Below are 12656 nucleotides of genomic sequence, written 5' to 3' on the forward strand. Positions count from 1 at the left end.
AAACCCCATGGTAGCCATCCTGGGCCCCAGGATCGCCTTCAGGCCAATGTGAGGACCGTCTACCCGAGAAACGTGAGAGGCGGGCGCCGGATTACTCCGGGCCCGCCTCCACGGTGTCGAGCCGGTGGCATGACGGTGTCCACCGGGCTGCCCGGGCCTTCTAGACCGTGAGCAGCGCCTCCAGCGGTGCGCCGTTCAGAGCCGGTTCCAGGCGGCCGCGGCCGCTGAGGAAGCCGAGCTCCATGAGGACGGCGAGGCCCGCGACCTCGGCGCCGGCCCGGCGGATGAGCTGGACCGAGGCCTCTGCGGTGCCGCCGGTGGCGAGGACGTCGTCGACGATCAGGACGCGGTCGTCGGCGGTCAGGTCCTCGGCGTGCACCTCGATCTCCGCCGAGCCGTACTCCAGGTCGTAGGCCTGGCCGAGGGTGGCTCCGGGGAGCTTGCCCGCCTTGCGTACGGGGATGAAGCCGAGGCCGGCGCGGACGGCCACGGGGGCGCCGAGGATGAAGCCCCGGGCCTCCAGGCCGACGACCTTGGTGGCACCGGTGCGCTCGGCGATCTCGGCGAGGGCGTCGGTGAGCGCGGTGAACGCCGCGGGGTCCGCCAGGAGCGGGGTGATGTCCTTGAACATCACGCCCGGCTCCGGGTAGTCCGCCACGTCCCTGATGCGGCTGAGCAGCAGCTCCCTGATGTCGGTCATCGGCGCTTCCCCGACGGACGGCCACGGCCGCGGGTGCGGGACGCGGGCTGGTTGCGGGGGCCGACGACCGCGGGTGCGGCGTCCTCGGGCTCGCCGTCGTACGACTCGTCGGCGTCGTGGGTCTCGGTATCGCCCTGGGCGCCGGACTGGGCCCGCTTGGCGAGGACGCGCTTCCTGAGGGCCTTCAGCTGCGGCTCGCGCTCCTTGAGGTCGGCGACGAGCGGCGTGGCGATGAAGATCGAGGAGTACGCACCGGCGGCGAGGCCGACGAACAGCGACAGCGAGATGTCGTTCAGCATGCCGGCGCCGAGGACACCGCCACCGATGAACAGCAGGCCCGCGACCGGCAGCAGCGCGACCACCGTGGTGTTGATGGAGCGGACCAGGGTGCTGTTGATCGAGCGGTTGGCGATGTCGCTGTAGGTCCAGCGGGTCTGCTTGGTGATGTCCTTGGTCTGTTCCTTGAGGCTGTCGAAGACCACGACGGTGTCGTACAGCGAGTAGCCGAGGATGGTCAGCAGACCGATCACCGTGCCCGGTGTGACCTCGAAGCCCACCAGGGCGTAGATGCCGACCGTGATGGTGATGTCGTGGATCAGTGCGACGAACGCGGCGAGCGCCATGCGCCACTCGAAGGCGATCGCGAGGTAGATCACCACGAGGACCAGGAAGATGCCGAGGCCCTGCCAGGCCTTGTTCGCGATCTGCTCGCCCCAGCTGGGGCCGACCAGTTCGGCGTTGATCTGCTCCGAGTCGACCTTGAGGTCGTCGGCGAGCGTGTTCTTGATCGTGTTCGCCGCGTCGGTGTCGATGCCGGCGACCTGGATGCGCAGGCTGCCGTCACCCAGCTTCTGGACGATCGCGTCGTGGCCGGCGGCCTGTTCCGCGTACTCCTCCGCCTGGGACACCGAAGCGCTGGTGTTCTTCGGCGTGTTGAAGACGGCGCCGCCCTCGAACTCGATGCCCATGTTCAGGCCGCGCACCGCCAGGCCGACGATGGCCGTGATGGTGATCAGGATGGACAGGCCGTACCAGATCTTGCGGTTCTTGACGAAGTCGTAGCCGACCTCGCCACGGTGCAGCCGGGCGCCGAGGTTGCCGAGTTTCGACATCTCAGGCCTCCTTGGGGTCGACGGGGACGGCGGGACGGCGGGTGCGGCGCAGCGGTGGCTGCGCCCCCAGGCTCTTCGGGTCGAGACCGGACCACTTGTGGCCGTTCGCGAAGAAGGGGCGGCGGGCCATCAGCGTCAGCAGCGGCTTGGTGAAGAGGAACACGACGACCACGTCGAGCAGGGTGGTCAGGCCGAGCGTGAACGCGAAGCCCTGGACCTTGCCGACGGTGACGATGAAGAGCACCGCGGCGGCGAGGAACGACACGAAGTCGGAGACCAGGATGGTGCGCCGGGCACGCGGCCAGGCCCGCTCGACGGCGGGGCGCAGCGAGCGGCCCTCCCGGATCTCGTCGCGGACGCGTTCGAAGTACACGATGAACGAGTCCGCGGTGATGCCGATCGCGACGATGGCACCGCACACGGCCGGCAGGTTCAGCGCGAAGCCGATGGCCGGGCCGAGCAGGGCCATGAGCGTGTACGTGAGCGCGGCGGACACCAGCAGCGAGAGGATCGCGATGAACGACAGGCCGCGGTAGTAGGCCAGCAGATAGATGACGACCAGCGCGAGACCGATCGCGCCTGCGATCAGGCCGGCGTTCAGCTGGTCACCGCCCAGCGCGGCGGTCACAGTCGTCATGCTGTCCACCTTGAAGGTCAGCGGCAGCGCGCCGTACGACAGCATGTTGGCGAGTTCCTGGGCGGACTGCTGGGTGAAGTTGCCGGAGATCTCCGCGTTGCCGCCGGTCAGGGCCTGGCGCACGTACGGGTCGGAGACCACGTCACCGTCGAGGACGATCGCGAACTGGTTCTGCGGCGACTGGTTCTGCGCCAGCTTGCCGGTGATGTCCGCGAACTTCTTGGCGCCCCCGTCGGTGAAGTCCATCGTGACGGTCCAGCCCGCACCGGTCTGGGTGTTCAGGACGGCCTGGGCCTTGTCGACGTCGGTGCCGTCGACCTCGGCGGGGCCGAGGATGTACTTCTGCCACTGACCCTGCGCGTTCTTGCCGCAGGCCAGGGTGGGCTGGGAGGCCTTGACGCCGTCGCCCACGGTGGAGCGGGTCTTCGCGTTGGTGCAGTCGAGCTTGGCGTACTGCTCCTGGAGCTTGCTCGGGTCGTCACCCGAGGCGCCGCCGGACGCGGAGGGGCTGGCCTTCGCCTTGTCCGAGGCGCTCGCGGACGGCGTCGCGTCGGCCTTCAGCGCGTCCGTGACCGCGCGGCCCTGGGTGCTGGGAGAGGCGGACGGGGAGGCGGAGCCCTTGTCGGTGGCCTCGGGCTTGTCGGTGGCCTTGCCGGACGGCTGGTCCGAGGGGCTTCCCGTGGGGCTCGGCGAGGGGCTCGCCGAGCCCCCGCCGCCGGAGACCTCGGTGGCGACGACCGGGCGGAAGTAGAGCTTGGCGGTGGTGCCGACCTGCTTGCGGGCCTGCTCGGAGTTCGTGCCCTTGGGGATGTTGACGATGATGTTGTCCCGGCCCTGCGTCTGGACCTCGGCCTCCTGGACGCCCAGACCGTTGACACGTCGCTCCATGATGGAGACGGCGGTGTCCATGTTGGTCTTGTTGATCGCCGCCTCGTTGCCGGCCTCGGGCACCGCGCGGAGCGTGATGCTGGTGCCGCCGGCCAGGTCGATGCCGAGACGCGGGGTGGTGTGCCCCGAGGCGAACATCCCACCGGTGAGCGCCGCGATGGCGATCAGGATCAGGGCCAGCGAGCGCCCCGGCTTGCTCTGGGCGCTCGCGCTCCGGCCCTTTTTAGGTGTGGCCACCTTCTCGTACTCCCTCTCGGGCCGCCTCGCTCCGGATCGGCGGACGGGCGGCCATCACATGGTGTCGGGACTCCGTGCGAGCCGGTCGTGTCCCGGGGTGCGCGGGCCCGGCCCGTGCACCCCGGGACGCGACTACTTCGCCTCGGAGTCGCCGTCGGTCTTCTTCGGCTCTTCGTCCGTCTTCGCCTCGCCGGCCGGGGCGTCGTCGGCCGGCTCCTCGGCCGCGTCCTTCTTGCCGAGGTCGACGGCCTTGTCGTCGTCGTTGGCGTCGGCGGCGGATTCGCCGGTCTCGGTGAGGGAGGAGGCGTCGTCCGGGACGATGTCGGCGTCGGACTTCAGGTCGTGCTCGATGCCGTGGACGATGCGGTTGTACTCGTCGTCGGTGAGGACGGCGCCGATGGAGTTCTTGGCGAAGAGGAGCTCGACGCCCGGACCGGCGTCGAGGAGGACGGTGTCCTCGTTGACTTCCTTGACCGTGGCGTACATGCCCCCGATGGTGCGGACACCGCTGCCGGGCTGCATTTGGTTCCGCATCTCCACGGCCTGCTGCTGCTTCTTCTTGGCCGACCGGGTCATCAGGAACATGGCCCCGATGAGCACGATGAACGGGAGGAGGGTCAGGAGACTCACGGGTCGGTACTTCCTTCACACGACCGCGCTGTGAGCGGCCAGATGGTTGGGGGTGTGTACGCCGCCGACAAAGGCGGCATCGGCGGAGTCTAAGCGAGTCCGCGCGCATGGAACAACGCTCAGCATGGCACCGGGGTTCCTGCTCCGGCCACTGGCCTCGCCGTCCCGGAGCCGTGACGGCGCCGTCACGCCCCGAACAGGTCCTGTTGTCCGTTTCCGGCAGTCTGGGAGCGGGGCGGGGTGAGGCCGAGATGCGCCCATGCGGCGGGGGTGGCGACCCGGCCGCGCGGGGTGCGGGCCAGGAGTCCCTCCCGGACCAGGAAGGGCTCGGCGACCTCTTCCACGGTCTCACGCTCCTCCCCCACCGCGACCGCGAGCGTGGACAGGCCGACGGGGCCGCCGCCGAACAGCTTGAGCAGGGCTTCCAGCACGGCCCGGTCGAGGCGGTCGAGGCCGCGGGCGTCCACCTCGTAGACGGCGAGCGCGGCCTCGGCGATGTCCTTGGTGATCAGTCCGTCGGCCTTGACCTGCGCGTAGTCCCGGACGCGGCGCAGCAGACGGTTGGCGATGCGGGGCGTGCCGCGGGAGCGGCCGGCGATCTCGGCGGCGCCGTCCGGCTCGATCTCGACCTCGAGGAGGTCCGCGGAGCGGTGGATGACCCGCTCCAGTTCGGCCGGTTCGTAGAACTCCATGTGGGCGGTGAAGCCGAAGCGGTCGCGCAGCGGGGGCGGCAGCAGGCCCGCGCGGGTGGTGGCACCGACCAGGGTGAAGGGGGGCAGCTCCAGCGGGATGGCGGTGGCGCCCGGGCCCTTGCCGACGATGACGTCGACGCGGAAGTCCTCCATCGCCATGTACAGCATCTCCTCGGCGGGCCGGGACATGCGGTGGATCTCGTCGAGGAAGAGGACCTCGCCCTCCTGGAGGGAGGAGAGGATCGCGGCGAGGTCTCCGGCGTGCTGGATGGCGGGGCCCGACGTGATGCGGATGGGGGCGCCCATCTCGGCCGCGATGATCATCGACAGGGTGGTCTTGCCGAGGCCGGGGGCGCCGGAGAGCAGCACGTGGTCGGCGGTGGCGCCACGCGCGCGTGCGGCGCGCAGCACCAAGTCGAGCTGTTCGCGGACCTTCTCCTGGCCGATGAACTCGCCCAGGTCCTTGGGGCGCAGGGCGGCCTCGACGGCCTGATCCTCACGGTCGGCGGACGCACCGACGAGCCGCTCGGCGGCATCGGCGTCGGTCGTGTCGTCCCAGTTCATGGAATGTGCCTCGGAATCTAGGTGCGGATCATCGGGCGCGGTTCAGGGTCTGCAGGGCCGCCTTCAGCAGCTGCCCCACCTGGGGCGCGCCCTCGGCGGCCTCGGCCTGCGGAGCGACGGCGGTCACGGCCTCGTCGGCCTCCCGGGTCGCGTAGCCGAGGCCGATCAGGGCGGCGTGCAGCTGGTCGCGCCAGCCCGCGCTGACGGCCGCACCGACGGCGGGGGCGCCGACCGGCTCGCCGAGGCGGTCCTTCAGTTCCAACAGCAGCTTCTGGGCGCCCTTCTTGCCGATACCGGGGACGGCCGTGAGCGCCTTCTCGTCGCCGGTGGCGACGGCCCGGCGCAGGGCGTCCGGCGTGTGCACGGCGAGCATGGCCTGGGCGAGCCGGGGGCCGACACCGCTGGCCGTCTGGAGCAACTCGAAGGTCTGCCGCTCGTCGTCGTCCGCGAAGCCGTACAGGGTGAGTGAGTCCTCCCGTACGACGAGGGACGTGTGCAGCTTCGCGGGCTGGCCCATGCGCAGCGTGGACAGCGTGTTCGGCGTGCACTGGACGGCCATGCCGACGCCGCCGACCTCGACGACCGCGGCGTCGGGGGCGAGCGCGGCGACCGTGCCGCTGACGAAGGCGATCATGCCGTACGGCCTTTCGATGTGTGCAGGGCGACGGCCTGCTGGAGTCGGTTCTGCGCGGGGGCGCGCCAGATGTGGCAGATGGCGAGGGCGAGGGCGTCGGCCGCGTCGGCGGGCTTGGGCGGTGCGCTCAGCCGGAGCAGGCGGGTCACCATGGCGCCCACCTGGGCCTTGTCGGCCCGGCCGCTGCCGGTGACGGCGGCCTTGACCTCGCTCGGCGTGTGCAGCGCCACGGGGATCCCGCGGCGGGAGGCGCACAGCAGGGCGACGGCGCTGGCCTGGGCCGTGCCCATCACCGTACGGACGTTGTGCTGGCTGAAGACGCGCTCGACGGCGACGAACTCCGGCCGGTGCTCGTCCAGCCACTGTTCGATGCCCTGCTCGATGGCGACGAGGCGGTGGCCGAGGTCCGCGTCGGCCGGTGTGCGGACGACGCCGACGCCGATCATGGTGAGCGGCCGTCCGGCGACGCCCTCGACCACGCCGACACCGCACCGGGTCAGGCCCGGGTCCACCCCCAGAACGCGCACGCGCCCTCCCTCTCGATCGCCTGTTCCTGCAGGCTATCGGGTGCCACCGACAACGCGACGGGCCGACGGGGTGTGTCCCGTCGGCCCGTTGGGTCCCGCGGAGTCCGCGACGGCGTTACGCGCCGACCTTCTCCATGACCTCGTCGCTGACGTCGAAGTTGGCGAAGACGTTCTGCACGTCGTCGCTGTCCTCCAGCGCGTCGATCAGCTTGAAGATCTTCTTGGCGCCCTCCTCGTCCAGCTCGACCTGCATGGTCGGGACGAAGTTGGCGTCGGCGGAGTCGTAGTCGATGCCGGCCTCCTGCAGGGCGGTGCGGACCGCGACCAGGTCGGTGGCCTCGCTGAGGACCTCGAAGGTCTCGCCGAGGTCGTTGACCTCCTCGGCGCCCGCGTCCAGCACGGCGGCCAGCACGTCGTCCTCGGTCAGCTCGCCCTTGGGGACGATCACGACGCCCTTGCGGTTGAACAGGTACGACACCGAGCCCGGGTCGGCCATGGAGCCGCCGTTGCGGGTCATGGCGACACGGACCTCGGAGGCGGCGCGGTTGCGGTTGTCGGTGAGGCACTCGATGAGCACGGCGACACCGTTCGGGCCGTAGCCCTCGTACATGATCGTCTCGTAGTCGGCGCCGCCGGCCTCCAGGCCCGCGCCGCGCTTGACCGCCGAGTCGATGTTCTTGTTGGGGACCGACGACTTCTTCGCCTTCTGGATGGCGTCGTAGAGCGTCGGGTTGCCTTCGGGGTCGGCGCCGCCCATCCGGGCCGCCACCTCGATGTTCTTGATCAGCTTCGCGAAGAGCTTGCCGCGCTTGGCATCGATGACGGCCTTCTTGTGCTTCGTCGTGGCCCATTTAGAGTGGCCGGACATCTGCCTGTCTCCTTCGCGTAACCCATCTCAGCAACGAACGCAGGAATCCTACAAGGACTCGGCCGTTCGGTTCGCGCGCACCATGTCGACGAACAGGGCGTGCACACGGTGGTCGCCGGTCAGTTCCGGGTGGAACGACGTGGCCAGAGCATTGCCCTGACGGACCGCGACGATGTGGCCGTCGTGCTCGGCGAGCACCTCGGCCCGGGCACCGACGGACTCAACCCAGGGGGCACGGATGAAGACGCCCTCCACCGGGTCGCCCTCGACGCCCTTGACGTCGACGGCCGCCTCGAAGGACTCGTTCTGCCGGCCGAAGGCGTTGCGGCGCACGATCATGTCGATGCCGCCGACGGTCTCCTGGCCCGAGCGCGGGTCGAGGATCTTGTCGGCGAGCATGATCATGCCGGCGCAGGTGCCGTAGACGGGCATGCCGTCCCGCACACGCGTGCGCAGCGGCTCCATCAGGCCGAACAGCACCGCCAGCTTGGAGATGGTGGTGGACTCGCCGCCGGGGATGACGAGGCCGTCCGCCTCGGCGAGTTCTTCGGGGCGCCGCACCGGCCTGGCCACGGCATCGGCCGCGGCCAGGGCGACGAGGTGCTCCCGTACGTCGCCCTGGAGGGCCAGGACGCCTATGACAGGAGTGCTCATGGGGTTACCAGCCGCGGTTGGCGTAGCGCTCGGTCTCGGGGAGGGTGTCGCAGTTGATGCCGACCATGGCCTCGCCGAGGTTGCGGGACGCGTCGGCGATGATCTTCGGGTCGTCGTAGAAGGTGGTGGCCTTCACGATGGCGGCGGCGCGCTTGGCCGGGTCGCCGGACTTGAAGATGCCGGAGCCGACGAAGACGCCCTCGGCGCCGAGCTGGCGCATCAGGGCCGCGTCGGCCGGGGTGGCGACACCGCCGGCGGAGAACAGCACGACCGGGAGCTTGCCGAGTTCGGCGACCTCGCGCACGAGCTCGTAGGGGGCGCGCAGCTCCTTGGCGGCGGCGTACAGCTCGTTGTTGTCGAAGCCGCGCAGCTTGGCGATCTCGTTCTTGATCTGGCGCAGGTGGCGGACGGCCTCGACGACGTTGCCGGTGCCGGCCTCGCCCTTGGAGCGGATCATCGCGGCGCCCTCGGCGATGCGGCGCAGGGCCTCGCCCAGGTTGGTGGCGCCGCAGACGAACGGCGTGGTGAAGGCCCACTTGTCGGAGTGGTTGACCTCGTCGGCCGGGGTGAGGACCTCGGACTCGTCGATGTAGTCGACACCGAGGGACTGCAGGACCTGGGCCTCGACGAAGTGGCCGATGCGGGACTTGGCCATCACCGGGATCGAGACGGCCTCGATGATGCCCTCGATCATGTCCGGGTCGGACATGCGGGCCACGCCGCCGTCCTTGCGGATGTCGGCCGGGACCCGCTCCAGGGCCATGACGGCGACGGCGCCCGCGTCCTCGGCGATCTTCGCCTGCTCCGGCGTGACGACGTCCATGATGACGCCGCCCTTGAGCTGCTCGGCCATACCGCGCTTCACACGGGCGGTGCCGATCTCGGGGGCCTGGGAGTTGGGAGACGTGGTGGACACGGATGACCTCGCTACGGAAGGGGAATTCTGCAGCACCGAGGAAACGTGAGGGGACCAGTCCACAGCAAGGGCCAATGGGAACGCTGTGGATCCTTTTCCGGCGGTCGGCCGGGGTACGGGGCGGGGACGGGCTCAGGCGGCCCGGTCCGCCAGGGCCGCCGGAGGCTCGTCGTCCATTTCGAAGGCCAGGGGGAACGGGGCGTGGCCCGCCAGCCGGAACCAGCGGACCTTGCGGTGCCGGCGCAGGGCACGGGCGGCCCGCACGGCGTCGTTGTGGAAGCGGCGGGCCATCGGGACGCGCCGCACCGCCTGCGCGAGTTCCTCGGCGGCCGCCTCGCCGCCGGGCGCCTCCCGCACCGCCTCCACCTGCTGGACCTCCCCGAACACGGCCCGCAACGCCTGGCTCAGCTCGCTCTCGGCGACCTCCCGCTGCTCCTCCTCCGCCTGGCGGGCGGCGTGCGCGGCCTCGTAGAGGACGATCGAGGCGGCCGGGTCGAGCACCCCGGAGGTGGCCAGTTCCTGGGCGACGGAGGCGCGGCGCAGCAGCTGTGCGTCGAGTGCGGCGCGGGCCGCGTCGATGCGCGCGTGCAGCCGGTCCAGCCGCCCGGCCGTCCAGCTCAGGTACAGGCCGATCACCACGAGGGCGACGAGGATCCAGATGAGGGTTGCGGTCACGGCCCAGAGGCTACCGGTGCCTGCTCAGGCGGCCGGGTGCCCGGTCAGTCCCGGGCCAGTCCGAGCCGCCCCCACAGCCCGCTCGTCCGCTCGTCCTCGGCCACCGCCGCCGCGCCCGCCGTCACCGTCTCGTAGACGGACAGGATGTCCGCGCCGACGGTGGACCAGTCGAAGCGGCGCACGTGGGCGCTGCCCCGCTCGCTCAGTTCCGCGCGCCGGGCCGGGTCGTCCAGCAGACGTACGGCCGCGTCGGCCAGGGCGTCGGCGTCCTCGTTGGGGAACAGCTCCCCGGCCTCTCCCCGGTCCAGGACCTGGGCGAAGGCGTCCAGGTCGGAGGCGAGGACGGGGGCTCCGGCGGACATGGCCTCGACCAGGATGATCCCGAAGCTCTCGCCGCCGGTGTTGGGCGCGACGTACAGGTCGACGCTGCGCAGGAAGCGGGCCTTGTCCTCGTCGCTGACCATGCCGAGGAACTCGACGCGGGAGCGCAGCTCGGCCGGCAGCGACTCCACCGCCTCCTCCTCGTCACCGCGCCCGGCGACCAGCAGCCGGGTCCGCGGACGGGCGGCGAGGATCTTCGGCAGGGCCTTCATCAGTACCGGCAGGCCCTTGCGGGGCTCGTCGATGCGCCCTATGAAGCCGATCGTCTCGCCCTGCCACTCGGCCTTGGGCTCGGCCTTGGCGAAGAAGTCGACGTCGACGCCGTTCGGGATCACCACCGCGTCCCCGCCGAGATGCTCGACGAGGGTGCGCCGGGCGTACTCGCTCACGGCGATCCGTGCGCTGATCTTCTCCAGGGCGGCCTGGAGGATGGAGTACGCGGCGATCATCGCGCGGGAGCGCGGGTTGGACGTGTGGAACGTGGCGACGATCGGTCCCTGGGCGGCCCAGCAGGTCAGCAGGCCCAGCGAGGGCGAGGTCGGCTCGTGGATGTGGATGACGTCGAACGCGCCCTCGTGCAGCCAGCGGCGCACCCGGGCGGCGCTCAGGAAGCCGAAGTTCAGCCGGGCCACCGAGCCGTTGTACGGCACCGGCACCGCACGGCCGGCCGAGACGACGTACGGCGGCAGGGGGGTGTCGTCGTCGGCCGGGGCGAGGACGGACACCTCGTGGCCGAGACGGATGAAGTACTCGGCCAGGTCCCGGATGTGGAACTGGACGCCGCCCGGTACGTCCCAGGAGTACGGGCAGACGATGCCGATCCTCACGATGGCCCCTTCGAAGGGTCGAGGTCCGCGAGCCACAGGCGCTGCAGCATGTGCCAGTCCTCCGGGTGGTCGGCGATCCCGGAGGCGAAGGCGTCGGCCAGCGCCTGTGTCATGACGGATGTCTTCTCGGCGCGCGTGCCCGACGCGGGCACCTCGACGGGCGGGTGGACTCGGCCGCGCATCACGGGCGAGTCGTCGTACCAGAGGGTGACGGGGAGCAGCAGGGCGCCCGTCTGCTGGGCGAGCAGCGCCGGTCCGGCCGGCATCCGGGCGGTGTCGCCGAAGAAGCCGACCTCGACGCCGGTGGCGGACAGGTCGCGGTCGGCGACCAGGCAGACCAGGCCACCGTCGCGCAGCCGCCGGGCCAGGGTGCCGAAGGCGGTGCCGCCGCTGTGCGGCAGGACCTCCATGCCGAGGCCCTCGCGGTAGGCGACGAACCGGTCGTACAGCGTCTCCGGCTTCAGGCGCTCGGCGACCGTCGTGAACGGGATGCCGAGCTTCGTGGTGACCCAGGCGCCGGCGAGGTCCCAGTTGGCCAGGTGGGGCAGGGCGAGTACGACGCCCTTGCCGGCGGCCAGGCCCTCGGTCAGGTAGTGCAGGTCCTTGGCGACGAAGCCGCCCTCGATGCGCTCCTTGCTCCAGGCGGGGAGGCGGAACGACTCCATCCAGTAGCGCAGGTACGACCGCATGCCCGCGCGCGAGAGCTCGGCGAGGCGCTCGGGGCCGGCGCCGGGCACCACGCGCGCGTAGTTGCTCTCCAGGCGCTGCACGCCCTTGCCGCGCTGTTTCCAGGCGAGGTCGGCGATGGTGTTCCCGAGCCGTACGGCGACCGGCTCGGGGAGCTTCTTGACGGTGCTCCAGCCCAGTCCGTAGAGCGCGTCCGTCAGCCGCTCCTGTGCACTCACGTGGCCGCCTCGCTCCCGTGGGAGGCGTTGTGCTGCTTGCCTCCATTGTCCTGCGGGGCGTCGTCCTGCGCGGCTGCCTCGGCCTCGGCCTCGGCGGACTCGCGGCGGACCGTGACGACCCGCTGGATCAGCGTGACCAGACTGCCCACGGCGACGATCCACAGGGCGACCGGCAGCAGGTACTGGATGCCCGGGACACCGAACGCGTGCAGACCCGCGAGGCCGGCCGCGACCAGGGAGATCACCAGCCGCTCGGCCCGCTCGACCAGCCCGTTGACCGCGACCGGCAGGCCGATCGACTCGCCGCGGGCCTTGGTGTACGACACCACCTGGCCACTGGCCAGGCAGAAGATCGAGACGGCGCACAGGACGAGGTCGTCGCCCCCGCCGGCGTACCAGAGGATGAAGCCGCCGAAGATCGCGCCGTCGGCGACCCGGTCGAGCGTGGAGTCCAGGAAGGCACCCCAGCGGCTGGAACGGCCCAGCTGGCGGGCCATGTTGCCGTCGACCAGGTCGGAGAAGACGAACAGCGTGATCACGACCGTGCCCCAGAAGAACTCGCCCATGGGGTAGAAGACCAGCGCGCCCGCGACCACACCGGCGGTACCGATGAGCGTGACGGTGTCGGGGCTGACGCCCCTCCGGATCAGAAACGCGGCGAACGGTGTGAGAACACGCGTGAAGAATGCACGCGCGTACTTGTTCAGCATGGCCTTCCCGAGGGTCGGTGTCGCCGTCTGGCCCCTGCTGGCCACCGGCTGGCCCATCGTAGCCACGCACGCGGGCGGGCGGCGGGCGGGACCCGAGGC

Annotated in this window: 14 protein-coding genes; all 14 read right to left on the reverse strand. The window is 71.0% G+C overall.

The annotated features are described in order from the left end of the window. Window positions 1–160 precede the first annotated feature (160 nt). Window positions 161–700 (reverse strand): adenine phosphoribosyltransferase, encoded by a 540-nt coding sequence (locus AC07F0_RS28840; RefSeq protein ID WP_399412053.1) that lies wholly within the window; start codon window positions 698–700, stop codon window positions 161–163. Next, a complete protein-coding gene (gene secF / locus AC07F0_RS28845; protein ID WP_478983004.1) occupies window positions 697–1812 on the reverse strand; it encodes a protein translocase subunit SecF in 1116 nt (371 codons plus the stop codon). The genes AC07F0_RS28840 and secF overlap by 4 nt, the downstream gene beginning before the upstream one ends. 1 nt (window position 1813) lies before the next feature. Beyond that, window positions 1814–3574: a protein translocase subunit SecD gene (gene secD / locus AC07F0_RS28850; protein ID WP_478983005.1), complete on the reverse strand. Its 1761-nt coding sequence runs from the start codon at window positions 3572–3574 to the stop codon at window positions 1814–1816. 132 nt (window positions 3575–3706) lie between these two features. Then, window positions 3707–4204, reverse strand: coding sequence for a preprotein translocase subunit YajC (gene yajC / locus AC07F0_RS28855; protein WP_478983006.1), 498 nt, complete (start codon window positions 4202–4204; stop codon window positions 3707–3709). 185 nt (window positions 4205–4389) lie between these two features. After that, window positions 4390–5460, reverse strand: a complete 1071-nt coding sequence (gene ruvB, locus AC07F0_RS28860) for a Holliday junction branch migration DNA helicase RuvB (protein ID WP_274815024.1) — start codon at window positions 5458–5460, stop codon at window positions 4390–4392. A 28-nt stretch (window positions 5461–5488) separates the two neighbouring features. Further along, the gene (gene ruvA, locus AC07F0_RS28865; protein WP_436727975.1) at window positions 5489–6094 is read right to left on the reverse strand and encodes a Holliday junction branch migration protein RuvA; all 606 of its coding nucleotides are present in this window, start codon (window positions 6092–6094) and stop codon (window positions 5489–5491) included. Continuing rightward, window positions 6091–6621 (reverse strand): crossover junction endodeoxyribonuclease RuvC, encoded by a 531-nt coding sequence (ruvC, locus tag AC07F0_RS28870; protein ID WP_307174096.1) that lies wholly within the window; start codon window positions 6619–6621, stop codon window positions 6091–6093. Before ruvC ends, ruvA begins: the two co-directional genes overlap by 4 nt. A 115-nt stretch (window positions 6622–6736) precedes the next feature. Next, the gene (locus AC07F0_RS28875) at window positions 6737–7489 is read right to left on the reverse strand and encodes a YebC/PmpR family DNA-binding transcriptional regulator (RefSeq protein ID WP_436727973.1); all 753 of its coding nucleotides are present in this window, start codon (window positions 7487–7489) and stop codon (window positions 6737–6739) included. Between the two features lie 48 nt (window positions 7490–7537). Next, complete coding sequence (gene pdxT, locus AC07F0_RS28880; RefSeq protein WP_478983007.1) at window positions 7538–8143, reverse strand: pyridoxal 5'-phosphate synthase glutaminase subunit PdxT; 606 nt, start codon at window positions 8141–8143, stop codon at window positions 7538–7540. Window positions 8144–8147: 4 nt separating this feature from the next. After that, window positions 8148–9059, reverse strand: a complete 912-nt coding sequence (gene pdxS / locus AC07F0_RS28885) for a pyridoxal 5'-phosphate synthase lyase subunit PdxS (RefSeq protein ID WP_478983008.1) — start codon at window positions 9057–9059, stop codon at window positions 8148–8150. A 132-nt stretch (window positions 9060–9191) separates the two neighbouring features. Continuing rightward, a complete protein-coding gene (locus tag AC07F0_RS28890) occupies window positions 9192–9734 on the reverse strand; it encodes a LemA family protein (protein ID WP_436727971.1) in 543 nt (180 codons plus the stop codon). A 44-nt stretch (window positions 9735–9778) separates the two neighbouring features. Beyond that, window positions 9779–10942 carry a glycosyltransferase family 4 protein gene (locus tag AC07F0_RS28895; RefSeq protein WP_436727970.1) on the reverse strand — a complete coding sequence of 388 codons (1164 nt, stop codon included), beginning with the start codon at window positions 10940–10942 and terminating at the stop codon, window positions 9779–9781. After that, window positions 10939–11847, reverse strand: a complete 909-nt coding sequence (locus AC07F0_RS28900) for a phosphatidylinositol mannoside acyltransferase (RefSeq protein WP_478983009.1) — start codon at window positions 11845–11847, stop codon at window positions 10939–10941. Before AC07F0_RS28900 ends, AC07F0_RS28895 begins: the two co-directional genes overlap by 4 nt. Continuing rightward, window positions 11844–12614 (reverse strand): phosphatidylinositol phosphate synthase, encoded by a 771-nt coding sequence (gene pgsA / locus AC07F0_RS28905; RefSeq protein ID WP_436727995.1) that lies wholly within the window; start codon window positions 12612–12614, stop codon window positions 11844–11846. Before pgsA ends, AC07F0_RS28900 begins: the two co-directional genes overlap by 4 nt. Window positions 12615–12656: the final 42 nt, after the last annotated feature.

The organism is Streptomyces sp. NPDC045955, assembly GCF_056430805.1.